The organism is Microbacterium sp. T2.11-28 (assembly GCF_950097975.1).
In the GTDB taxonomy this organism is placed as follows: Bacteria; Actinomycetota; Actinomycetes; order Actinomycetales; family Microbacteriaceae; genus Microbacterium.
In genome coordinates this window covers 364,952-386,167 of the sequence record NZ_CATNHF010000012.1, presented here as the reverse complement: position 1 = coordinate 386,167, position 21,216 = coordinate 364,952, and the positions used below count along the sequence as shown (strand labels likewise).

21 protein-coding genes and 3 tRNA genes are annotated in these 21,216 nt (G+C 71.4%); 13 read left to right on the top strand and 11 right to left on the bottom strand.

What is annotated here, in order from left to right; genetic code table 11:
* Positions 1 to 43: 43 nt before the first annotated feature.
* The 5 genes from QQZ13_RS08830 to QQZ13_RS08810 all read left to right on the top strand — a co-directional run bounded on the left by QQZ13_RS08830 (position 44) and on the right by QQZ13_RS08810 (position 2,121).
* A tRNA-Glu gene (locus QQZ13_RS08830) sits at positions 44 to 116 on the top strand.
* 30 nt (positions 117 to 146) lie between these two features.
* A tRNA-Asp gene (locus QQZ13_RS08825) sits at positions 147 to 220 on the top strand.
* Positions 221 to 297: 77 nt separating this feature from the next.
* Positions 298 to 370 (top strand) — tRNA-Phe (locus QQZ13_RS08820).
* A gap of 201 nt (positions 371 to 571) precedes the next feature.
* Complete coding sequence (locus QQZ13_RS08815; RefSeq protein WP_284528652.1) at positions 572 to 979, top strand: YciI family protein; 408 nt, start codon at positions 572 to 574, stop codon at positions 977 to 979.
* On the top strand, positions 976 to 2,121 hold the full coding sequence (locus QQZ13_RS08810) for an RNA polymerase sigma factor (RefSeq protein ID WP_284528651.1): 1,146 nt from the start codon (positions 976 to 978) through the stop codon (positions 2,119 to 2,121). The genes QQZ13_RS08815 and QQZ13_RS08810 overlap by 4 nt, the downstream gene beginning before the upstream one ends.
* A 29-nt stretch (positions 2,122 to 2,150) precedes the next feature.
* Here QQZ13_RS08810 and QQZ13_RS08805 read toward each other — a convergent pair whose 3' ends face one another.
* A complete protein-coding gene (locus QQZ13_RS08805) occupies positions 2,151 to 3,185 on the bottom strand; it encodes a LacI family DNA-binding transcriptional regulator (RefSeq protein ID WP_284528650.1) in 1,035 nt (344 codons plus the stop codon).
* 223 nt (positions 3,186 to 3,408) lie between these two features.
* On the opposite strand from QQZ13_RS08805, the gene QQZ13_RS08800 reads away from it, so the two are divergent.
* Entirely contained in the window at positions 3,409 to 5,001 is a 1,593-nt protein-coding gene (locus QQZ13_RS08800) for a glycoside hydrolase family 6 protein (protein WP_284528649.1), read from the top strand.
* 61 nt (positions 5,002 to 5,062) lie between these two features.
* Here QQZ13_RS08800 and QQZ13_RS08795 read toward each other — a convergent pair whose 3' ends face one another.
* The 4 genes from QQZ13_RS08795 to QQZ13_RS08780 all read right to left on the bottom strand — a co-directional run bounded on the left by QQZ13_RS08795 (position 5,063) and on the right by QQZ13_RS08780 (position 7,818).
* The gene (locus QQZ13_RS08795) at positions 5,063 to 5,602 is read right to left on the bottom strand and encodes a MarR family winged helix-turn-helix transcriptional regulator (RefSeq protein ID WP_284528648.1); all 540 of its coding nucleotides are present in this window, start codon (positions 5,600 to 5,602) and stop codon (positions 5,063 to 5,065) included.
* The gene (locus QQZ13_RS08790) at positions 5,592 to 6,305 is read right to left on the bottom strand and encodes an alpha/beta fold hydrolase (protein ID WP_284528647.1); all 714 of its coding nucleotides are present in this window, start codon (positions 6,303 to 6,305) and stop codon (positions 5,592 to 5,594) included. The genes QQZ13_RS08795 and QQZ13_RS08790 overlap by 11 nt, the downstream gene beginning before the upstream one ends.
* Positions 6,306 to 6,391: 86 nt before the next feature.
* Positions 6,392 to 6,688: an MGMT family protein gene (locus QQZ13_RS08785; RefSeq protein WP_284528646.1), complete on the bottom strand. Its 297-nt coding sequence runs from the start codon at positions 6,686 to 6,688 to the stop codon at positions 6,392 to 6,394.
* On the bottom strand, positions 6,685 to 7,818 hold the full coding sequence (locus QQZ13_RS08780; RefSeq protein WP_284528645.1) for a hypothetical protein: 1,134 nt from the start codon (positions 7,816 to 7,818) through the stop codon (positions 6,685 to 6,687). The genes QQZ13_RS08785 and QQZ13_RS08780 overlap by 4 nt, the downstream gene beginning before the upstream one ends.
* Positions 7,819 to 8,051: 233 nt before the next feature.
* Here QQZ13_RS08780 and QQZ13_RS08775 point away from each other — a divergent pair, with 233 nt between their 5' ends.
* Both QQZ13_RS08775 and QQZ13_RS08770 read left to right on the top strand, forming a co-directional pair.
* Positions 8,052 to 8,492: a MarR family winged helix-turn-helix transcriptional regulator gene (locus QQZ13_RS08775; RefSeq protein ID WP_284528644.1), complete on the top strand. Its 441-nt coding sequence runs from the start codon at positions 8,052 to 8,054 to the stop codon at positions 8,490 to 8,492.
* 126 nt (positions 8,493 to 8,618) lie between these two features.
* The gene (locus QQZ13_RS08770) at positions 8,619 to 9,404 is read left to right on the top strand and encodes an SDR family oxidoreductase (RefSeq protein ID WP_284528643.1); all 786 of its coding nucleotides are present in this window, start codon (positions 8,619 to 8,621) and stop codon (positions 9,402 to 9,404) included.
* 78 nt (positions 9,405 to 9,482) lie between these two features.
* Here QQZ13_RS08770 and QQZ13_RS08765 read toward each other — a convergent pair whose 3' ends face one another.
* Complete coding sequence (locus QQZ13_RS08765) at positions 9,483 to 9,839, bottom strand: nuclear transport factor 2 family protein (RefSeq protein ID WP_284528642.1); 357 nt, start codon at positions 9,837 to 9,839, stop codon at positions 9,483 to 9,485.
* A gap of 120 nt (positions 9,840 to 9,959) precedes the next feature.
* Between QQZ13_RS08765 and QQZ13_RS08760 the strand changes: the two genes are divergently transcribed.
* Complete coding sequence (locus QQZ13_RS08760; RefSeq protein WP_284528641.1) at positions 9,960 to 10,484, top strand: TetR/AcrR family transcriptional regulator; 525 nt, start codon at positions 9,960 to 9,962, stop codon at positions 10,482 to 10,484.
* On the top strand, positions 10,481 to 11,146 hold the full coding sequence (locus QQZ13_RS08755) for a GAP family protein (RefSeq protein WP_284528640.1): 666 nt from the start codon (positions 10,481 to 10,483) through the stop codon (positions 11,144 to 11,146). The genes QQZ13_RS08760 and QQZ13_RS08755 overlap by 4 nt, the downstream gene beginning before the upstream one ends.
* A 28-nt stretch (positions 11,147 to 11,174) precedes the next feature.
* Here QQZ13_RS08755 and QQZ13_RS08750 read toward each other — a convergent pair whose 3' ends face one another.
* From QQZ13_RS08750 to QQZ13_RS08740, 3 genes are read right to left on the bottom strand one after another with little or no spacing between them, the layout of a single operon-like run.
* Positions 11,175 to 11,795 (bottom strand): TetR/AcrR family transcriptional regulator, encoded by a 621-nt coding sequence (locus QQZ13_RS08750; protein WP_284528639.1) that lies wholly within the window; start codon positions 11,793 to 11,795, stop codon positions 11,175 to 11,177.
* Between the two features lie 20 nt (positions 11,796 to 11,815).
* The gene (locus tag QQZ13_RS08745) at positions 11,816 to 13,117 is read right to left on the bottom strand and encodes an ABC transporter permease (protein WP_284528638.1); all 1,302 of its coding nucleotides are present in this window, start codon (positions 13,115 to 13,117) and stop codon (positions 11,816 to 11,818) included.
* Positions 13,114 to 13,866, bottom strand: a complete 753-nt coding sequence (locus tag QQZ13_RS08740; RefSeq protein WP_284528637.1) for an ABC transporter ATP-binding protein — start codon at positions 13,864 to 13,866, stop codon at positions 13,114 to 13,116. The genes QQZ13_RS08745 and QQZ13_RS08740 overlap by 4 nt, the downstream gene beginning before the upstream one ends.
* Positions 13,867 to 14,171: 305 nt before the next feature.
* Here QQZ13_RS08740 and QQZ13_RS08735 point away from each other — a divergent pair, with 305 nt between their 5' ends.
* Positions 14,172 to 17,927, top strand: a complete 3,756-nt coding sequence (locus QQZ13_RS08735) for a LamG-like jellyroll fold domain-containing protein (protein WP_284528636.1) — start codon at positions 14,172 to 14,174, stop codon at positions 17,925 to 17,927.
* 133 nt (positions 17,928 to 18,060) lie between these two features.
* Here the strand turns inward: QQZ13_RS08735 and QQZ13_RS08730 are convergent, their stop codons facing one another.
* Both QQZ13_RS08730 and QQZ13_RS08725 read right to left on the bottom strand, forming a co-directional pair.
* Entirely contained in the window at positions 18,061 to 19,188 is a 1,128-nt protein-coding gene (locus QQZ13_RS08730) for a Gfo/Idh/MocA family protein (RefSeq protein ID WP_284528635.1), read from the bottom strand.
* Positions 19,185 to 20,009, bottom strand: coding sequence for a sugar phosphate isomerase/epimerase (locus QQZ13_RS08725; RefSeq protein ID WP_284528634.1), 825 nt, complete (start codon positions 20,007 to 20,009; stop codon positions 19,185 to 19,187). The genes QQZ13_RS08730 and QQZ13_RS08725 overlap by 4 nt, the downstream gene beginning before the upstream one ends.
* Positions 20,010 to 20,120: 111 nt before the next feature.
* Here QQZ13_RS08725 and QQZ13_RS08720 point away from each other — a divergent pair, with 111 nt between their 5' ends.
* Complete coding sequence (locus QQZ13_RS08720; protein WP_284528633.1) at positions 20,121 to 20,747, top strand: TetR/AcrR family transcriptional regulator; 627 nt, start codon at positions 20,121 to 20,123, stop codon at positions 20,745 to 20,747.
* A 39-nt stretch (positions 20,748 to 20,786) separates the two neighbouring features.
* Complete coding sequence (locus tag QQZ13_RS08715) at positions 20,787 to 21,212, top strand: DUF1801 domain-containing protein (RefSeq protein WP_284528632.1); 426 nt, start codon at positions 20,787 to 20,789, stop codon at positions 21,210 to 21,212.
* The last annotated feature ends 4 nt before the right edge of the window (positions 21,213 to 21,216 follow it).

Below are 21,216 nucleotides of genomic sequence, written 5' to 3'. Positions count from 1 at the left end.
CGTATGCTTGAGCGTCGGTAAGCGTGAGCCTCCGGGTTCGCTCGGCCCCATCGTTTAGCGGCCTAGGACGCCGCCCTTTCACGGCGGTAGCACGGGTTCGAATCCCGTTGGGGTCACACTTCCCGACAACACAACTTCATACGCATGGCCCTGTAGCGCAGTTGGTTAGCGTGCCGCCCTGTCACGGCGGAGGTCGCGGGTTCAAGTCCCGTCAGGGTCGCTCCAAGCGACGGGCCCTTTGTTCAGATATTGATCACAGGGCCTTTCGTCTCGGACATGGCTCTTCGGATGCCATGCGGCTCTGTAGCTCAGTTGGTAGAGCGCACGACTGAAAATCGTGAGGTCACGGGATCGACGCCCGTCGGAGCCACACGGCTGATCGTTACAATCAGCCCAGAAACCCTCGCCTAGCTTCTACATGGCGGGGGTTTTGCCTTTCCCGGACAGTGCGCGGGCGGTGCTCGTGCGTCACTCGCCGCGAACAACTTCGCTGACGGATGTAGAGAACGCGGGTTCGGTTCCGTCCCCTCTGTGAAGCGGCCAGAATGGGCCGCACGAATGGGAGGCAGACATGCCGAAGTACCTGATGCTCAAGCACTACCGAGGCGGCCGGCCGTCGGTGAACTCGGTCCCGATGGACCAGCTCACGCCGGAGGAGTGGGGCGCGCACATCCAGTACATGGCGGACATGGAGCGGCGCCTCCTCGCGTCCGGCGAACTCGTCTCTTCGGAGGGACTCGCGATGGGCGGCGCGTGGGTGCGCTTCGACGGCGAGGGACGCCCGCCGGCCGTCGGCGGTCCCTTCGCCGAGACCAAGGACCTCATCGCGGGGTGGATGCTGATCGAGGTCGATTCGTACGATCGCGCGCTCGAACTCGCCTCGGAGCTGTCCGCGGCGCCGTGGGCCGGCGGCACGCCGCTGGGTGAGTGGCTCGAGCTGCGCGAGGTGATGAGCGCGCCCCCGGCTGACGTGGGATGACGATCCCGGATGCCACGGCGCTGCGCCGGGCGATCCCGGAGGTCACCGGCATCCTCGTCCGGCGTGGCGCTGATTTCGCGTCGGCCGAGGATGCCGTCCAGACCGCTCTGACGCGAGCCCTGGAGCGAGGCGGCTTCGACGACGTTCGAGACCTCCGAGCGTGGCTGGTCGCCGTCGCGTGGCGGGCGTTCCTCGACCAGGTGCGGAGCGACACGGCCCGCGCCGCGCGAGAGGAGCGCCTCGCGACCGAGCCGGAGCCCGGCCCCGTGCCACAGCGTGACGACACGCTCGCGCTGTACTTCCTGTGCTCGAACCCCCTGCTGACGGCGACGTCCTCCGTCGCCCTGACCCTGCGTGCGGTCGGCGGGCTGACGACCCGCCAGATCGCCGACGCCTTCCTGGTGCCGGAGGCCACGATGGCGCAGCGGATCAGTCGCGCCAAGCAGCGACTCGCCGGCATCCCGCTGGACCAGCACGGCGACCTGTCGCGGGTGCTGCGCGTGCTCTACCTGCTGTTCAACGAGGGGTATTCGGGCGAGATCGACCTCGCCGCCGAAGCGATCCGCCTGACGCGGCAGCTCGCCGCACTCACCGACGAGCCCGAGGTGCGCGGCCTGCTCGCACTCATGCTCCTCCACCACGCGCGGCGACCGGCCCGAGTGATCGACGGCCGTCTCGTTCCGCTCGCCGAGCAGGACCGCGGGCTCTGGGACACCGAGGCGATCGCCGAGGGCGTCGACATCCTGCAGGCTGCGCTGGCCCGCGACGCCCTGGGCCAGTACCAGGCGCAGGCCGCGATCGCCGCGCTGCACGCGGACGCCACGAGCGCTGAGGAGACCGACTGGGTGCAGATCGTCGAGTGGTACGACGAGCTCGTCCGCCTCGCCGACTCGCCGGTCGTCCGCCTCGGTCGCGCGGTCGCCGTCGGCGAGGCGGACGGTCCGCGCGCCGGCCTTGCGGCGCTCGCCGCCGTGGATGCGGATGTGCCGAGGTATCACGCGGCCCTCGCCTACCTGCACGAGCGGTCGGGAGAGACGGATGCCGCGGCATCCGAGTATGCGGAGGCGGCGCGCCGGGCGACGAGCATCCTCGAGCAGCAGCACCTGTTGCGTCAGGCCGAGCGGCTCGGGCGCGGCGGCTGACGCAGCGCAGTCACGGGGGGCGCGTCAGATCAGGGCGCGGACTCCCGCACGACGAGTCGCGTCGGGAGGATGACCGGATGCGGCTCGCCCTTGCCCATCGCGCTCAGCAGCATGCGGGCGAGCTCGCGGCCCATCGCACGCACCGGCTGGCTGACGGTCGTGAGCGCGGGGTGCGTGTAGGTCGCGATCGGCATGTCGTCGAACCCGACGACGGCGACGTCGGCCGGCACGGACCGACCGGCGGCTTTCAGGGCGGCGAGCGCACCGGCGGCCATGTTGTCGGATGCCGCGAAGACGCCGTCGATGGCGGCATCCCGCGCGAGCAGCTCGCGCATCGCGTCGCTCCCGCCCGAGACCGAGAAGTCCGCGTGGGCGACGAGGTCGGGCGTGAGCCCGGCCAGCGTCAGGGCGTCGGAGAACCCCTTCTGGCGGACGGCCGACGCCGGGACGTCGGCGGGGCCCGCGATGAGCGCGATGCGCCGGCGGCCGGAGCCGATGAGATGCTCGGCGGCTAGGCGCGCACCCGTGTAGTTGTCGGCGTCGACGTACCATCCGTCGTCACCTCCCGGCGGACTGCCCAGCAGCACGAGGGGAAGGTGCGTGGCTTGCGCGAGGCCGTAGAGGGGATCCCCGGTCCGGAGGGCCACCAGCATGATGCCGTCGGCGCGGGGCGAGGTCAGGGTGCGCTGGAGCCGGGCGCGACCCTCGGGAGAGGACGCCAGCACCAGGGAGAGCTCGAGCTCCGTCTTCTCCAGCACCGAGCTGACGCCGAGGATCACCTCGCTGAAGAACGGGTCGGCGAACAGGTCGAGGCTCGGGTCGGCGGCGGCGAGGATGACCGCGCCCGTGCTGCTGCTGGCGAGGGCCCGGGCGCTCTGGTTCGGCACGTAGCCCAGTTCGCGGATCGCCCGCTCCGTCGCCTCGCGGTTGGCGGCGGTCACCCGCGGGGAGTTGTTGACCACGCGCGACACGGTCGCGCGCGATACCCCGGCGAGGCGGGCGACCTCGTCGAGAGTGGGCTGATGTCTGGGCGCGGCGCGCTCCACTCGGGTCTGTGCTGGCACGGGCCCTCAGCGTAACAGCGCCGCGCCCTCACCCGGATGCGAAAGCGCTCTCAGGTCGAGCGCGGCAAAGAATCCGCCGATGAGCCGCCGCTGCAGGAGTACCGAACCCCTTGACGTGAAAGCGCTCTCACGACAGGCTGAGGAGGTCGCGCGGAGCGCAAGCGCCGCGGACGCCCTCGCCCGCAACGCCGCGCGCGGGGTTTCGTCACCACCCGGGAGAAGCATGAATTCCACGCACCGCCCAACACGCTGGGGTGCTCTGGCCGCTGTCGGCGCTCTCGCGGCATCGCTCGTCGCCGCGATCCCCGCGCACGCCGCCGAGCCCGACGACCTCGTCGGCTCGACGCTCTACCTCAACCCGCACAGCACGACGCTGGAGGCCGCGCAGTCCCTCACGGGCCAGGCGCGCGCCGACGCGCAGCTGCTGGGCAGCATCCCCGCCGCGGACTGGTTCACCAAGGGCACGCCCGACGAGATCCGCGCCGCCGTCGACAAGGTCGTGACCGCCGCGGACGCCGCCGGCCAGATGCCCGTCCTCGTCGCGTACAACCTGCCGTTCCGCGACTGCGCCCAGTACTCGTCCGGCGGCGCTGCCGACACGGCCGAGTACGCCGCGTGGATCGACGCGTTCGCCGAGGGCATCGGCGATCGGGCGGCCACGGTGCTCGTGGAGCCCGACGGACTCGGGATCATCCCGCACTACACGAACCTCGAGGGTTCGGTGGAGTGGTGTCAGCCCGCCGAGATCGACGCCTCGATCGCGACCTCCGAGCGCTTCGCGCAGCTCAACCACGCGGTCGACGCGTTCTCGGCCCTGGAGCGGACGTCGGTGTACCTCGACGGCACGTCGTCGGCGTGGCTGACAGTCGACGAGATCTCCGACCGCCTCATCAAGGCGGGTGTCGAAAGGGCGACCGGATTCTTCCTCAACGCCTCGAACTACCAGTTCACGGAGAACAACATCGCCTACGGCACGTGGGTCTCGTCGTGCATCGCCTACGTGACCGACGTCGCCCCGGGCGACCTCGCCAACTGCGGCAACCAGTACTGGAACGGCGGTCCGGCCACCGACTGGCAGGGCGTGGCGATGTCGCAGTACGGACGCTGGTCTGCGGAGGCGACCGACCCGACCGCCAACACGGCGGGCCTCGACTCGCGGTACGAGGCGATCCTCGGCGGCGTCGAGCCCACCACGCGCTTCGTCATCGACACGAGCCGCAACGCCCTGGGCCCGTGGCAGTACCCGGCCGGGGTGTACCCCGCGCACGAGGACTGGTGCAACCCGCCCGACCGCGGCGCCGGCGTGGTGCCGACCACGTCGACCGGCGTCGCGCTCGTCGACGCCTACCTGTGGATCAAGCGCCCCGGCGAGTCCGACGGCACGTGCCTGCGCGGCACGGCCGGACCGCTCGACCCCGCGCGCGGCGTGGTGGATCCGCCCGCCGGACAGTGGTTCCCGGCGCAGGCGCGAGAGCTCATCGCGCTGGCCTCGCCGGCGCTGCCGGCGCTGACCTGCCACGTGAAGGTCGTGGGCACGAAGGTCGGACGCGGGTTCGTCGCCGCGGTGAGCGTCGAGAACCGCGGAACGACGACGCTCAAGCCGTGGAAGCTGTCGTGGGAGTTCAGCGGCGACCAGCGCGTGAAGAAGGTCGTCGGGGGCTCGTTCACGCAGTCGGGCCCGGCTGTCACGATCACCGCCCCGAAGGTGCGGCAGAGCCTCGCGCCCGGCAAGAAGACGGCGCTGGTCGTGACCGGCATCGGCTCGGCCGAGGTGCCGTGGCAGTTCCGGCTGAACGGTCGGGTCTGCACCTCCTGACCTGACGCGACCCGGGGAGGGGCGGCGACGGCCGGCCCTCCCCGGGTCGCGCGGCTTCGCGCTACGGTCGAAGTCCGCGTTCGCGCATGCGCGCAGCCGAGGTGATCGCGTCGGTCACGAACCGGTCGGTGAGGACGGTGTACCGCCGCACGTCGCCGGGGGACCACCCTTCGAGCACCTCCGCGATCATCCGATCGCCGAGCGCGTAGACACCGCGCGCTGCAGCTTCGCCGCGCACGGTCAGTCTGATGACTGCGGCGCGCCGGTCCTGCCCGTCCGTGTCACGCTCGATCAGGCCATCGCGATCGAGTCGTCCGATGATCTTGCTGACGTTCGACGCGCTCGTCCCGATGACCTCGGCGAGCACGCTCGGCCGCGTCGCTCCCCACGCGAGCAGGTGACGCAGGGCTTGATGAGCGGGCTGATCGAGCGCCTCTCCCGACTTCGCGAGGATCTCGCCCTGCAGCACGGGCGAGTTCCACAGCAGGATGAGGGCGCTGAGGCTGGAGAGCAGCTTCGACCGGTACGGGAAATCGCCGGCGTCCGGAGGACAGGCGCCGGCATCCCACCCCGGTGCCGGCGGCCGGACCTCACCCGGCAACGGCGCTCGCCGGTGTCTCCACCGCTTCGGTCGCAGCCGCGTCGATGACGTCGGCGACGGTCTCGGCCTGGGTGATGAACAGCGCGTGGCTGCCCGGGACGCGCGTGATGTCGGCGCCGATGCGGGTGGCCATGTGCTCCAGCATCGCCTGATCGAACGCCTTGTCGTCCGTCGCGATGACCGCCCAGCTCGGCTTCTCGCGCCACGCGGCCACCGTGACCGGCTCGCTGAAGACGGACATGTTGACGGGCACCTGGCTGTCGGCCAGGAAGGCCGCAGCGGCTTCGTCGACATCGGCGGCGAACCCGGCCCGGAAGGCGTCGCGCCGGAGGTAGCCGAAGCCGTCCTCGGTCACGTCGATCACGAAGTCGGGCGTGGGCGCGAATCCCTCGTACTGCTGACCGCTCGTCTCGCCCGCGTCCGGGATGAGCGCGGACACGTAGACGAGTCCCGCGACGTTCGGGTGCGCCCCCGCCTCGGTGATGACGGTGCCACCCCAGGAGTGGCCGACGAGGATCGCCGGTCCGTCCTGCAGGTCCAGCACGCGCACCGTCGCTGCGACGTCGTCCGCGAACGAGGTCAGCGGGTTCTGCACGATCGAGACCCGATAGCCCCGCGCGACGAGGATCTCGTAGACGCGCCGCCACCCCGAGCCGTCTGCGAACGCGCCGTGCACGAGCACGACGTTGTTGATTTCAGCCATTGTCCTTCTCCTTCGATAGTTTTCTGTCGGACACTATTTAGTGTCCTGGCGGACAGTATTACCCATCAAAGGTCGAATGCCAAGGGTCAGTCCGGAACCCACGACGCGCGCGTGAGATCCACCCGCAGGTCTTCACTGTCGTCGCTGAGCGGCGTCGCCTCCTCGATCAACCGATCGTGTGCGGCACGTGCGGCACCCGGATAGGGTCGCCCCTCGGCGTTGACGACGCGCCACCAGGGGATCTCGTGCCCCGCACCGTGCAGCGCCCGCGCGACGACCCGGGCGCTCGTGCCCGCCTCGCCTGCGATCGCCCCATAGGTCATCACCCGCCCTGCGGGGATGGATGCCACGATTCGGACGATCCGGGCGGTCAGCTCGGTCATCCGTCCACTCCTCGCCGATCGTCGGCCGGCGTCGCGGCGTCGTCGCCCAGCAGAGTGAACTCCGCCGGCGGCGATGCGATGCCGTTCGCCTGGACGGTCACGTGATGCCGCCCGGGATAGTAGGTGCGGGTCGTGATCGGACGGAACGAGTGCGTTTTCGCCACCACGACGCTCTCCCCCGGGGCGAGCGTGCGCGAGGCGAGCTTGAAGGTCTTCGGACTCAGAGTGCCGTTGGCACGCACGAACCCGATGGAGTAGTCGATCGCCACCGTGGCCGCGACGCCGCCGCCGTTGGTCACCGTCGCGGAGAACTCGACCGCGCCGCCCGCGGACACCGTGGAACGGGAGAGCCGGGGGCGGCTCACTCGAAGCCCGTCGCCCGTGTACCCCAGGAGGGACAGCGCTCCGGGATCGCCCTTCTTCACGAGGGTGCGCAAGCCGTGTCGCAGCACTCGCGGCGTGTTCGCATCGGGGTCCGCGTGCCAGCCTCGACCGACGGACACCACGAACGCCGGGTCGACGCGGCTGAGGTCGTTCAGGTGGTTGGCGGCGGAGCGGCGCACGTACTCCGCCGCGTCGCGATAGGTGGCGTCGATGATCTCGCGTGTCGCGCCGGGGTGCGCGATGAGCCAGGGCACGCGCCGGGCCCACGGGAGATACGCACGCGACCCTTCGGTGGCCAGCCGGCGCACGTGTTCGTTCTCGTGGCCGGTCCAGCCTCGCATCGTGGCCAGAGCACGCTCCGGCCGAGCGATCAGGAGGTTGCGCACCGCGAACTCGCTGCTGAGTCCGATCGTGAGCTGAGCAAGCGCGTCCATCGCCGCATCGAAATCGAGCGCCGATCCGCTCTCGAGGGCACGGGCCGCGACGAACTCGCTCAGGGGCCAGATCATCCACCCGCCGAATCGCGGGACGGTCTGGACATCGACGGCCACGCGGCGAGCGGCGGCGAATCCGGCGGGCACGTCCTCCCTCAGCGCATCGCGCACGATGTCGACGCGTTCCCGCAGCCGCCTCCCCGGCACAGCGCGCTCGGCGTCGGCGAGCGCCCGCAGCGGCAACCCGGGCGCCACAGCCCGCAGCGACTCCCGCAGGCCCCGGACGGCGCGGGGGTCGATGAGTTCGTCCATCGTGCCCATGAGCCTCCCTCTCTTCTCGTGAGGCCTCATCGCCTCTCCTGTATTAATGTCCTAGCGGACATCAATATTCCCCGTCATCGGCGGGCCGGACCGGGAGAAACTGTCGCGGGGACCATTGTCGATAGAGTCGCGATGTGGAGAACAGCAGAACAGGCGACGGCTCGCGATCACTGAGCGCGAGCGATTTCCCCTACCGGTCGGAACTGCTTGCCAACCTCAGTGCCTTGATCCTCCTGTGGGACTCTCCCGCCCTCCAGGGCGACATCCTCGCCAAGAGCGGCGAGACGATCGACCAGCCGTCCCATCAGACGCTCAGGCACCTTCTCGCGTGGGGACCGATGCGTCCCACCGCGCTCTCCGAAGTGCTGGCGACCGGCGCCTCGTACGTCAGCAAGATCGTGCGGCGGCTCGAGAGCGACGGGCTCGTGGAGCGCAAGAAGGATCCGACCGACCGCCGCGCGACCCTGATCAGCCTCACCCCCGCCGGAGAAGAGGCCGCACGCGGCGTCTACGCGCTCGGCGATCGGATGATCGCCGAGGTGCTCGCGGGGTGGTCCCCGGCCGACGTCCGCCGCTACACCGAGCTGACCCAGAGATTCGTGAAGGACGCGATCGCCTCGGCGGATCGGATGCTGGAGCGAGGTCTCCTCCCCGCCGAGTCCTGACGCGCCCCGCTGCTCGCATATTTATGTCCTGTGGGACGGCAATATGTTACTGTCCTGTGAGACATAATCTTGGGCGCCGCCACAGAGGCGACCGTCCCGAGATCCATCGAGCGACGGAGAGCACACATGGCACACCCCGATCGCGATCGCCTGGACGGTCGCAGGACGCTGGTCACCGGAGGGACGAAGGGCGCGGGCGCCGCGGTGGTCGCCAGGCTCCGTGAGCTCGGCGCCGACGTCTACGTGAGCGCCCGGTCCATGCCGCCCGGGTACGAGCGACCCGATCGCTTCATCGCGGCCGACACCTCCACGAAAGAGGGCACGGACCTCGTCGCCGCGGAGCTGCAGAAGGCGGGCGGCGTCGACATCATCGTGCACGTCGTGGGGGGAAGCTCCACGCCGGCGGGCGGCTTCGAGGCCGTCCCCGAGGAGCAGTGGATCACCGAGCTCCAGCTCAACTTCCTCGGCGCCGTGCGCCTCGATCGCGCCCTCATCCCCGGCATGATCGCGAAGGGATCCGGTGTGGTCCTCCACTTCACCTCGATCCAGCGGGTGCAGCCGCAGTGGGAGTCGACGCTTCCCTACGCGGCCGCGAAGGCAGCGCTGCGCACGTACAGCAAGGGCCTCGCGACCGAACTTGCGCCCAAGGGCGTGCGCGTGAACGCGATCAGCCCCGGCGGCATCAGCACCGAGGCGACCGCGGTCTTCTACGACCGGCTGGCCGAGGCCAACGGGATCAGCCGCGAAGCCGCCGCACAGCGTGTCATGGACTCGCTCGGGGGCGTTCCACTGGGACGGTTCGCCGAGACCGAGGAGGTCGCGGATCTCGTCGGGTTCCTGGTCTCCGACCGGGCCTCGGCCATCGTCAGCACCGAGGTCGTCATCGACGGCGGAACGGTCCGCACCACCTGACTCCGGGGGTTGCGGAGCGTTGAAGAGGCCGCCTTCCCCATCGCGGGGAGGCGGCCTCTTCGCTGTCGTCCGGGAGGGCTACGCCGGGGCCGGAGCGAAGTCGAGCTCGACGATCCGCCCCTCGTCGTCGAGCCGGAACCGGTACTCGAGATCCACCACGCCGCCCGGGAAGTCGCCCTCGAGGCGGTAGGAGGCCCCCACCATCCCGTCGACCTCGCGCGCCCGAAGGAATGTCAGCGTGGTCGAGAAGAGGTTGATGTCCCGGTCGATCCAGGTGCGGATCTCCGCGAGGCCCCGGTGGGTCTCCCCCTGGTCGTGAGCCACCGCGTCCTCAGCGAACAGGCTCGCGACCTTCTCGGCGTCACCTCCCTGCCATCCGTCGACGAAGCCGCGCGCCGCTGCCGGCAGGTCTGCATTGCTCAGGTCCTTGCTCATGATGTCTCCTTGTCTGCGGTAGATACCGTCCTCACGGACAGTATCACAATTACTGTCACGCAGGACACTAAATGTCTTTGGGATCGACCGACCGACCGGTTGGTTGGTTATCATCGATGCATGCGAGAAGTCATCCTGAGCGCCGCGCGACGCCTCGTGCTGTCGCGCGGTGTCGTGCCGTCGCTGAACGCCGTGGCCGAGTCCGCAGGGGTGTCCAAGGGCGGGCTGATCCATCACTTCCCCTCGCGCGCGGCGCTGCTCGCGGCACTGGCGCACGAGGTGATCGGCGACGTCGACGCGGCGATGGACGCCGCCGCCCGGACGAACTCCGCGGCGGAGACCTGGCTGCGACTGTCGCTCCCCGGGGTCGAGGAGCGCGAGCTGCTGCGAGCCCTCGCGGCCGCCTTCCGCCCCGCGGACCCCGCCATGCAGGGCATGCTCGACGAGGCGCGCGTCGCGATCCAGCGCTGGGAGGCGCTGATCGAGGCCGAGGTCGGCGATCCCGTGCGCGCCCGGGTCATCCGGCTGGTCGGTGACGCGCTGGTCGCCAACGCCGTCGCCGGAGTGGAGTCGGCGCCCGACCTCGTCGACGAGCTGGCCGCCTTCCTCCTCGTCGGCCGGCCGGAGCCGGACCTGCCCGCGTGAGCGCCGCGCTCCTGCTGGGGATCGCGGGTCTCGCCCTGCTGGACTCGCTGAATCCCGCGACGATCATCTCGGTCATGCTGATCCTCATCGCGGCGCCGCGCAGGCCCGCCCTCGTCGCGTGCGCGGCGGTGCTGGGCGCCGCGCTCACGGTGTTCGTCGTGGGCGCGGCCCTGTTCCTCACCGCCGGAGCCGCCGCCGGCGCCGTGGAGGGGATCGTGATCGCGCTGCGCTTCGTGGCCTTCGGGGCCGCCGGCGCGGCCCTCGTGCTCGCGGGCGTCCGGCGCCTGCGCGAACGGACGCGCCGTCCCATCGCCCTGCCGCCGTGGTTCGGCCCGTGGACGGCGCTCCCCTTCGGCGTGATGGTGACCGCCGCCGATCTGCCCAACGCCTTCCCGTACTTCATCGCGATCGAGCGCCTCGTCGCGAATCAGGTCGATGCGGCGGCGGGACTCGCGGTGATCGCCGGATACACCGTGGTCTACTGCCTGCCCTGCCTCGTCCTGCTGACGGTGGGCCTGATCGCACGTCGACGAGTGCGGGAGCGTCTGGAGTCGCTGGTGCGGAGATTCGGCACCGGGACCGTGCCGAGGTCGGTGCCGATCGCCATCGCGCTGATGGTCTCCGGAGCGGCCGTGGCCACCGTCCCGTTCTGGATCGCCTGACGCCCGGGCGCGCGACGGCCCGCGCCGGTCAGCCGAGCTTTCCGAGCACGCGCTGGAGCTTGTCCTCGATCGCGCCGGGGTCGATCGTCGGCGTCTCCCCCGCCTCGACCTGCCGCGCCCACGTGAGCCCGATGTGGCGCATGAGTCCCGCCAGCAGGTGGGTGATGAGCTCCGCCTGCTCCGCGCGCTCCGCCGGATCGTCGCCCGGCCACTGCGTGCGCAGCCGCAGCAGCACGATCTCGCGCAGCTCCGCCTCGATTGCCGAGAGGCGCTCCATCTGTCGCGACATCAGCACGGGCGTCGTCCCGACCGCGTGGATGCGGCGGGCGAGCAGCGCGGGGTCGGCGGCCATCGCGCCGGGGTCGATGCGGATGACGCGGGCGAGGCCGGCCAGCAGCGGCCCGGTCGACACGATGAACTCCCGCGCGGCCTGCTCGTCGACGACGGGCGGCTCGGGGCCGAGGAGGGCGGCGTCCTTCGTCTTGAAGTGGTTGAAGAAGGTGCGGGGGCTGACGCCGGCGAGTTCGCAGATCATGTCCACCGTCACCGCGTCGTAGCCGTGCTCCAGCACGAGGTCGGTGGCGGCGCGCTCGATGGCGCGGCGCTTCTGGACCGCGTCTCGGCGGCGTGCGGGGGGCGGGGTGGACATGATCTGCGGACTCCTTGCCGTCATTCGTACCGTAGCGACTCGATCGGGTCCTGACGTGCCGCCCGGCGCGCCGGGAGCACGCCGGAGAGGAACGCGATGCCCATGATGACGAGGATCACGGTCACCACCGTGACCGGCTCGAACAGAAGGATCTGCAGCCCCGGCAGGTCGGCCAGGAGCGTCTGGCTGGCCCCGGCGGCGATGGCCGTGCCCGCGCCGATGGCGGCGAGCGCGCCGAGCGCCGCGCCGAGGAGTCCGATGACGACCGCCTCGAGGCTGAAGAGTCCGAAGACGCGCCCGTTCGACATCCCCATCGCCTTCATGAGCCCGATCTCACGGGTGCGCTCCTGCACGCTCATCAGCAGGGTGTTGACGATGCCGAAGGATGCCGCGAGCAGCGCGATGGCGGCGAAGGCGCTCAGCACCCCGATGATGCCGTTGATGACGGTCTGGACGACGCCGAGCTGGTCCTCGACGGTCTGACCTGCCAGGTCGGCGCCGGCGAGCGCGTCCTTGACCGTGGCGATGTCGTCGGCGGTCACGGCGCCGCCGGTGCCCGAGCCCTCGAGCGTGGCGACCGCGAGCGGCCAGGCGCGGGGCTGGCCCGGCACGGCCTGCGCCGCCGACACCTCGTCGACGAGAGCGGCGTTGGCGCCCGCGCCGGAGGCGAGCAGGCTCGCCCGCGCGATCCCCACGATCGTCGCCTCGACCTGCTGGTCGACGCGCTCGGCGTCGGCGTAGCCGAGGGTGACGATGCGGCCGATCGCCTCGTCGGCCCCGTCGAAGCCGAGGGCCGCGACGTAGTCCTCGGGCAGGACGACCTCGAACCGCGCAGTGTCCTGGTCGAGCTGCGCCCCGGCGACGAGGTCGCTGCGCCCGATCGACGAGGTCGGGTTGACCGTGAGCTCGAACCGGGTGTCGCCGGCGTCGCCGGAGGCGGCGATCCAGTCGACGGTGAGCTGGCTGACCGCTTCGACCCGCGAGACCCCGTCGATCGCGGCCACGGCGTCGATGTCGTCCTGGTTGAGGAGCCTCCCGGCGCCGAGCGGGCCCGCCGATCCGCCCTGCTGGCGGCCGTCGGGGTCGTACTCGGCGGGGCCGTCGCCGGTGTCGACGGACGCGGCGGGGCTCACGAGGAGGATGTCGCCGGTGCTGACGGTCGCGACCTGCCGCTCCACGTAGTCGTTGACCCCGGCGCCGAGCGCCGTGGTGAGGGTCAGGGTGAACGCGCCGACGAAGAGGCTCAGGACGGTCAGGGTGGTCCGCAGCTTGCTCCGGAACGCGTTGCGCGTCGCCGACCGGGCGACGTCGACGGCCCTCATGCCGCCACCTCCGCGGGGCGGTCGGCGACCACGAGGCCGTCGGCGATCGTGACGGACCGGTCGCAGCGCGCGGCGAGCTCGTGATCGTGGGTGACGACGACGAGGGTGATGCCGCGGTCGCGGCGCAGGCCGAAGAGGATGTCCTCCACCTGCCCGCCGGTCGCGGTGTCGAGGTTGCCGGTGGGCTCGTCGGCGAAGATCACCGACGGCTCTCCCACGAGGGCGCGGGCGACGACGACGCGCTGCTTCTGCCCGCCCGAGAGGTCGGTGGCGCGATTGCCCGCCTTGTCGGCGAGGCCGAGGGAGTCCAGGGCCTCCAGCGTGCGCCGTCGTCGCTCCTTCGGGGCCACGCCGGCGATGACCAGCGGCAGGCTCACGTTCTCGAACACGGTCTGTCCGGCGGTGAGGAAGAACTGCTGGAAGACGAAGCCGAACTCGCTGTTGCGCACGCGGTTCAGCTCCCTGGCCGACAGCGTCGACGCGTCGGTGCCGTGCACCTCGACCCGGCCCGTGGTGGGCCGGTCGAGCAGCGCCAGCAGATGCATGAGGGTCGACTTCCCGGAGCCGGATCGGCCGACGATCGCGAGGGACTCGCCACGGGCGACCGTGAGATCGACGCCGCGGAGAGCGCGGAAGGCGGTGTCGCCCTTTCCGTAGGTGCGGGTGAGCGCGTGCGCCCTCAGCACCGGAGGCGGCGGGACGGGCGGCGCGGCGGCGCGCGCGGGCTCGGCGGACGATGCGGTGGACATGGCGACCTCTCTGCTTGCAGTCTCTGCTCGATTTAGTGCAGTGGCTGCAACTTTAGCCTCCGCCGGACCGGACGCGAAGCGCGCAGGCTGACAGTTCCCTATGGGTGCGGACGGGCGCCGATCGAATTCGTCCACATGGATCCTTCCCTCCGGGACCGTCAGGTACTACACTCCGTGCAGATCTATTCGACGTGGTTACTGGGGGGTACCGCGCGCCGCCGCTTCGGCACATGGGGATGGGGATCCTCGTCGGGGCTTCACCGACGCGGGCGTCCGCTCTGTAGCGCAACGGAGCGGGGGACATCATGCGTTCACGTCTTTTCATCGGTGCGGCGATCGTCGCCGTCATCGCCGGGGGCCTCACAGCAGTCGGTCCGACCGACCCGGCCTCGGCCCTGTCGCCGGGGCTGTCGTTCAGCGCCGACGACCTGCCCACGTGGCAGACCAACGCCCAGGTGTTCGGCGTCGCCGGCTCCCAGGGACGCGTGGTCGCAGGCGGCGCCTTCACCGAGCTGCGTCCGGGAGCGGGGCAGTCCGGAGCGGTGCAGAGCCTCACCGGCGTGGCGATCCTGGATGCCGCGACCGGCCAGCCGGATGCGTGCCAGCTGCCGGCGACGCTCGCCAGCGGCACGGCCACCGTCTACGCCGTGGCGGCGGCGCCCGACGGCAACACGGTCTTCGTGGGCGGCAACTTCTCGCGCATCGGCGGAGTCGCGCGCTCGCGCCTCGCCGAGATCGACCTGCGCACCTGCCGCGTGACCTCCTTCAACCCGGCGGCGATCTCCAGCACGGTGCTCTCGCTGGCCGTCACCGCCGACGCGGTGTACATCGGCGGGGCCTTCCAGACGGTCGGCGGCCAGCCGCGCCGGAGCTTCGCGAAGCTCAGCCGCACGGGAGCGCTCGACACCGCGTTCGTCGCGAACGCCTATGGCGCGACCACCTCGTCGTACAGCCAGACGGTGGAGCCGAACAAGAACGCCCGCGGCACCGCGATCACGCTGTCGCCCACGGGCGACCGGGTCGTCATCGGCGGCGACTTCTTCACCGTCAACGGGCAGACGAGCCACAGCTTCGCGGTCGTCTCGGCCGCCACCGGGGCGAACCTCCGCACCTGGCCGGCCTCGACCGTCGGCAACACCTCGCGGACGAAGGCGCTCGTCTCCGACGGCACGCGCTTCTACGTGGGCAACGAGGGCTTCAACGGCTTCGACGGCAGCCTCGCCTACAACTGGAGCGACTACTCGCAGTACTGGCGCGACAGCTGCGCCGGCGCGACGCAGGCGATGCTGCTGCACGAGGGCATCCTGTTCGAGGCGCACCACCACCACGACTGCAGCGGGCAGGGGATGTTCCCCGACGGCCGCCGCACCTACCTGAGCGCGACGCGCGCCGACGACCCGGGCCAGCTGCACCTCGGGTGGCTGCCCGAGCTGAACGACGGCACCGGCGAGGCGCTCGGCCCGCGGGCGTTCGCGATCGGCACCGCCGCCACGGGCGACGAGTACCTCTGGGTCGCCGGCGAGTTCACGCGCGTGAACGGCGAGCCGCAGCAGGGTCTCACCCGGTTCGGAAGCACCGACACCGGCAACCCGCCGACGCCGACCATCGCCGTGCGGGCGCTGACGCCCGGCACCGTGCAGGTGAACATCCGCGGTGTCGTCGACCCCGACGACAGCGACCTCACCTACGCCGTCTACAAGGGCACCAACACGACGACGCCCATCTGGACCGGCGTCGCGAAGTCGCAGCACTGGTACCGCAACCAGGTGACGTTCGTGGACACCAACGTCACGCCCGGGCAGACCTACTCCTACCGCGCCCGGGTGATCGACGCCGCCGGCAACCGCAGCGGCATCACGGCGAGCGCGAGCGTGACGGCGTCCGGGACGGGCTCCGCCTACGCGTCGACGGTCCTCGCCGACGCCCCGCGGCTCTACTGGCGCTACGACGACACCGCCGTCGCCCAGTGGATCGTCGACTCCGCCGGCGAGACGGTGACGGGGCTGAACGGCCTCGCGCAGAACGGCGTGGACCGCACGGCGACCGGAGCGCTCGCGGGCGACCCGAGCCTCAGCGCCACCTTCAGCGAGACGGCGGGACTTCCGCAGTACATCTGGAACGACGTGATCGCGCAGGGTCCGACGACGTACTCGGTCGAGACCTGGCTGCGGACGACCTCCACCACCGGCGGCGCGCTCGTGAACTACGGCTCGTCCAACGGGCGCCCGCGCAGCGACGACGGCACCGACCGCGTCAGCTCGACCGTGGACCGCGTGCTCTACATGGAGAGCGGCTCGGGCTTCGTCCGCTTCGGCGTCCGCAACCCGAACAACAGCACGACGACGCTGCGGTCCACGCGTCAGCTCAACGACGGACAGTGGCACCATGTCGTGGCCACGCAGTCCGCGGCCGGCATGCGGCTCTACATCGACGGCGCGCTGCAGGGGCAGAACACGACGACCGCCAACGGCACCTACTACGGCACCTGGCACGCCGGCGGAGACAACCTCATCGGCTACCAGAACACCGCCAGCACGCAGGCCGGTCGCTACTTCCACGGCCAGCTCGACGAGACGGCCGTGTACTACTCGGCCCTTCCCGCCAGCCGGATCTCCGCGCACTACGCGGCGGGCACCGGCACCGGGGGCGACACCACGCCGCCGGCTGCCCCGGGGTCCGTGACCGCCTCGGTGTCGGGGAGCACGGTCGACCTCTCGTGGAACGCGGCGGTGGACAACGTGGGCGTCACGTCCTACGAGGTGCACCGCGGCACGACGGCGACGTTCACCCCGTCGGCGGCCACGCTCCGCGGTTCCGCGACGGCGACGACCTACGCGGACTCGTCGGTGCCGGTGGGCACCTGGTACTACCGCGTGATCGCGAAGGACGCGGCCGGCAACGTCTCGGCGCCCTCGGTCGCCGAGACCGCCTCGGTGGTCCCGCCCGACACGACCGCGCCCACCGCTCCCACCGGCGTGACCGCCGCCGTCCAGAACGGCGACGACGTGGTCGTCTCGTGGTCGGCGTCGACCGACGCCGTCGGCGTCACCGGCTACGAGGTGCACCGTGGGACGACGGCCGACTTCGCGCTGTCCTCCGAGACGCTCGTCGCCTCGGACGTGACGACGACGTCGTTCACGCAGTCCGACGTCGCCGTGGGCACGTGGTTCTTCCGCGTCCGTGCTCGTGACGCGGCGGGCAACTGGTCACCGGCGTCGGACGCCGCCTCGGCGACGATCGATCCCGACACCACGGCGCCGACCGTGCCGACCGGCCTCTCGGCCGTGGTGCAGGGCGGCGACGACATCGCGCTCTCGTGGGGCGCGTCGACGGACGCGGGGGGCGTCTCCGGATACGCCGTGCATCGGGGCACGACGCCGGACTTCAGCGTCGACGCGTCCTCACGAGTCACCACGGTCGGCACGCCGGGATACACCGACACCTCGCTGGCGGTGGGCACCTGGTACTACCGCGTGACCGCGATCGATGCGGCGGGCAACGTCAGCGCACCGACGGCCGCCGTGAGCGCCACCATCGCCCCGGCGACGACGACGCGGACGGTCGTCGCGGATGCCGACACGATGGCGGCGGCGGTGAACCCGGCGTTCGTCTACGGGACCTCCACCCAGCTGTCGTCGCGCTTCGACACCGCGATCGAGTCGTTCCTCCGGTTCCCGCTGCCTGCGGCGCCGGCGGGGATGGCGCTGACGGGGGCGACCCTGTCGGTGCGCACCTCCAGCGATCCCACCGCCGGGTCGGCCGACGCGCACCAGCTGCGCATCATCGACGCGACGTGGGACGAGGCGACGCTGACGTGGGCGAACCGTCCGACCACCGGGGTGGTCTCGAGCGTTCTCGGCGAGCTTTCCGGCGCGACGGCGGTCAGCACCGCGTACACGGTCGACCTGCAGGCGGCTCAGCTCGCCGACCGCGCCGGCACCTCGGTGTCGCTGCGGCTGTCGAGCAGCGCCGGCACCGACAACGTGCGTCTCTGGACGCGCGAGGCCACCAATGCGTCGTTCCGTCCGACGCTGACGCTCACCTACACAGCCATTCCGTAAGCGTCGGTCGTGGGCGCCGGGCTCCGGCCCGGCCCCTCTCCGGCCGGCTTCGGCGCATCCCCGAGCGCCGTCCCCAAACGCCGGCCGACGCGGCCGGGCGGGTCGCACCCCCGCCCGGCCGCGCTCACGGGTGTCAGCCCAGCTCGGCGGCGAAGGGGTCGAAGCCCTCCGGCAGCAGCGGGACGTCGGCGACGGTGCTCGCGATCTCGAGGTACTGGCCGGTCGAGGCGGACTCCTGAGCCGACAGCATCACGTCCAGGACGTGATAGCCGAGCTCCCCGGTCGCGACGTGCGGGCGACCGGCAGCGATGGCGCGAGCCATGTCGAGCACGCCGAGGCCCCGCCCGACGACGGTCCCCTGCTGCTCGATCTCGATCCACTCCTGCTCGGTGCGCATGCCGTCGCGGAAGACGCCCAGCGGCTTCACGTAGGCGATCCGGCCCTCGAAGCGGTTCGGGTCGGGGAGGATCATCGTGCCCTCGCTGCCGTGGATCTCGATCACCCCGTGACGCTCCAGCGCCGAGTCGAAGCTCAGCAGGTGGGTGCCGTGCTGGCCGCCCTCGAACGAGGAGAGCACCTGCACGGTCGAGGGCACCTCGACGGGGAAGGACTCGCCCGCGCGGGGACCGGTGTGGATGTGCCGCTCGGTGCGCCAGCGCGACCCGCGGGCGGCGACCCCGGCGATCGGCCCGAGCAGGCTGACGAGCGCGGAGAAGTAGTAGGGGCCCATGTCCAGCAGCGGGCCGGCGCCCTCGGCGAACAGGAACGCCGGCTCCGGGTGCCAGAGGTCGGGACCCTGCGTCTGGAACGCCGTCTGCACGAACAGCGGCGTCCCGATGACGCCCTCGGCGATCGCGCGCTTGGCGGTCTGGAACCCCGGTCCGAGGATCGTGTCGGGGGCCGACCCCACCCGCACGCCGGCGGCGTCCGCGGCACGCAGCAGCTCCTGTGTGCCGGCACGGTCGAGGCCCAGCGGCTTCTCGGTCCACACGTGCTTGCCGGCGGCGACGGCGGCGGCGGAGACCTCCACGTGCACCTGCGGGATCGTGAGGTTCACGACGAGGTCGACGCGCGGGTCGCCGAGCACGTCGTCGGCGGTGCCCCACGCGGGAACCCCGTGCTCCTCGGCCTTGGCCTGCGCGCGCTCGGGGATGATGTCCCCCACCGCGACGACGTCGACGTCGGGGAACGACGTCAGGTTCTCGAGGTACGTCTGGCTGATGACACCGGCGCCGATGACGCCGACTCCGAGGCGGCTCACGCGACGAACCCCCCGTCGCGGAGGAAGGCGTAGCTGGCGGCGATGTCGGCGAAGACGTCGCCGGGCGCGTGGTCGTACTCCACGACGGCGTAGCGGATGCCGGTGCCGGCGCGCAGCGCCTCGGCGAGCGGGACGTCGCCGGTGCCCGCGTGGCGCTGGTCGAGGCTGTCGGAGCCGAACGAGGGGGCGCCGGGCGCCCACGGGTTGGAGGCGGGCACCACGCCGTCCTTCACGTGCACCGCGGTGAGCCGGTCGCCCAGACGCGCGACGAGGGCCGGGACGTCCTGGCCGCCGGTGAGGGCCCAGAACAGGTCGAGCTCGAGCTGCACGCGCTCGTCGGTGAGGGCGACGAACCGCTCGTACGCGGTCTGGTCGCCGAAGGACGCGACGAACTCCTGGGCGTGGTTGTGGTAGCCGACGGTGAGTCCGAATGATGCGGCGGTCTCCGCGACCCGGTTGAGGCGGTCGGCGATGTCGGCGACGCCGTCCTCGGTGAGCCAGCGCTCGGGGGCGACGAAGGGGTCGATGACGGTCTGCACGCCGATCGTGGCGGCCGCCTCGAACACCACCTCCGGCGAAGGCGTCGGGATGGCCCCGTCGGGCGTCCAGAGCTCGTCGGAGAGGAGCGGGGCGTGAGCGGTGGGCGCGCGGAGCCCGCTCGCGTCGAGGGCGGCGCGGATCTCGGCCGGCCGGCGGACGAAGTCGAAGGCCTCGACGTACGCGAACCCGATCGCCGCCAGGCGGTCGAGCGATCCGTTCGGGTCGGCGGTGAACTCCTTCGCCAGCGAATAGAGCTGCACAGAAGCGGCGGGCAGGGCCATGGGTGTTCCTTCGTACGTCGTCGTCGAGCGCCGGGGCCGGCGTTGCGTCCGACGATAACAGAAAAACCTCCACTTGGAGGTTTTTCTCCGCGGCTGGGTTACATTGAGTCCATGAGCGCGTCCGCCCCCGACCCCGACCGGCCGGTCCCCGACCCGGCCCTCGGGCGTCAGGGCCTTCAGCCCAAGGGCGTCGCCCGCCGGCAGGAGATCCTCGACCGCGCCATCGACGTGTTCCGAGAACGCGGCGCCTACGGCACGTCGCTGCGCCGGATCGCCGAGGCGCTGGGGGTCTCCCACGCCGCCCTCCTGCACTACTTCGACTCGCGGGAGCAGCTGCTGGTGGCCGTCTACGCCCACGCCGAGGCCCAGCGCTCCGCCGCGGAGCCCGAACCGCACCGGGGCGTGGACGGCATGGTCCACGCCGCCATGGCCAACGTGGAGGTGCCGGGACTGGTCGAGCTGTACTCGACCCTGGTCGCCGCCGCCCTGGACGGCGACGACCACGTGGGCACGAGGTTCTTCTCCGATCGCTTCGAGCGCATCCGGGCGCGACTGACCGCGGAGTTCACCGCCGACCAGGAGGCCGGGCGCATCCGCGACGACGTGCCGGCCGCGCACCTGGCGGCACTGCTGATCGCGGCCTCCGACGGTCTGCAGATCCAGTGGCTGCTCGAACCCTCGCTCGGCCTGGAGTCGACGCTGCGCACCTTCGCCGCCCTGCTCCAGCCCCCGCGCTGACGGGTTCCCCGCGCGCCCGCGCTGGACGAGGATGAGCGTATGAGCGAACCGAAGACCGGACCGACCGATGCCGACGTGCACGCCTTCCTCGATGCGGCCACCCCCGCGCGCCGGCGTGAGGACGGACTGCGTCTCGCGGAGATCTTCCGCGAGGTGACCGGCACCGAGCCCGTGCTGTGGGGCCCGTCCATGGTCGGCTACGGCAGCTACCGCTACATCTCGCCCTCGGATCCGAGGCGGCGCGGCCGCTGGCCGAAGGTGGCCTTCTCGCCGCGCAAGGCACAGCTGTCGCTCTACGGACTGAAGGACCTGCCCGAGGGAGCCGGCCTCCTCCCGGAGCTCGGCGCCTACACGGAGGGAGCCGGCTGCGTGTACGTGAAGAAGCTCGACGACATCGACCTGGGCGTGCTCCGGCGCCTCGTGGCGATCGCCTGGGCGCGCGACGACGACCCCGAACCGCGCTGAGCGC

Coding starts and splice junctions, on each gene's coding strand:
- QQZ13_RS08815 (WP_284528652.1), top strand. CDS start 572: ATGCCGAAGTACCTGATGCTCAAGCACTACCGAGGCGGCCGGCCGTCG.
- QQZ13_RS08810 (WP_284528651.1), top strand. CDS start 976: ATGACGATCCCGGATGCCACGGCGCTGCGCCGGGCGATCCCGGAGGTC.
- QQZ13_RS08800 (WP_284528649.1), top strand. CDS start 3,409: ATGAATTCCACGCACCGCCCAACACGCTGGGGTGCTCTGGCCGCTGTC.
- QQZ13_RS08790 (WP_284528647.1), bottom strand. CDS start 6,305: ATGGCTGAAATCAACAACGTCGTGCTCGTGCACGGCGCGTTCGCAGAC.
- QQZ13_RS08785 (WP_284528646.1), bottom strand. CDS start 6,688: ATGACCGAGCTGACCGCCCGGATCGTCCGAATCGTGGCATCCATCCCC.
- QQZ13_RS08780 (WP_284528645.1), bottom strand. CDS start 7,818: ATGGACGAACTCATCGACCCCCGCGCCGTCCGGGGCCTGCGGGAGTCG.
- QQZ13_RS08770 (WP_284528643.1), top strand. CDS start 8,619: ATGGCACACCCCGATCGCGATCGCCTGGACGGTCGCAGGACGCTGGTC.
- QQZ13_RS08765 (WP_284528642.1), bottom strand. CDS start 9,839: ATGAGCAAGGACCTGAGCAATGCAGACCTGCCGGCAGCGGCGCGCGGC.
- QQZ13_RS08760 (WP_284528641.1), top strand. CDS start 9,960: ATGCGAGAAGTCATCCTGAGCGCCGCGCGACGCCTCGTGCTGTCGCGC.
- QQZ13_RS08750 (WP_284528639.1), bottom strand. CDS start 11,795: ATGTCCACCCCGCCCCCCGCACGCCGCCGAGACGCGGTCCAGAAGCGC.
- QQZ13_RS08745 (WP_284528638.1), bottom strand. CDS start 13,117: ATGAGGGCCGTCGACGTCGCCCGGTCGGCGACGCGCAACGCGTTCCGG.
- QQZ13_RS08740 (WP_284528637.1), bottom strand. CDS start 13,866: ATGTCCACCGCATCGTCCGCCGAGCCCGCGCGCGCCGCCGCGCCGCCC.
- QQZ13_RS08735 (WP_284528636.1), top strand. CDS start 14,172: ATGCGTTCACGTCTTTTCATCGGTGCGGCGATCGTCGCCGTCATCGCC.
- QQZ13_RS08725 (WP_284528634.1), bottom strand. CDS start 20,009: ATGGCCCTGCCCGCCGCTTCTGTGCAGCTCTATTCGCTGGCGAAGGAG.
- QQZ13_RS08720 (WP_284528633.1), top strand. CDS start 20,121: ATGAGCGCGTCCGCCCCCGACCCCGACCGGCCGGTCCCCGACCCGGCC.
- QQZ13_RS08715 (WP_284528632.1), top strand. CDS start 20,787: ATGAGCGAACCGAAGACCGGACCGACCGATGCCGACGTGCACGCCTTC.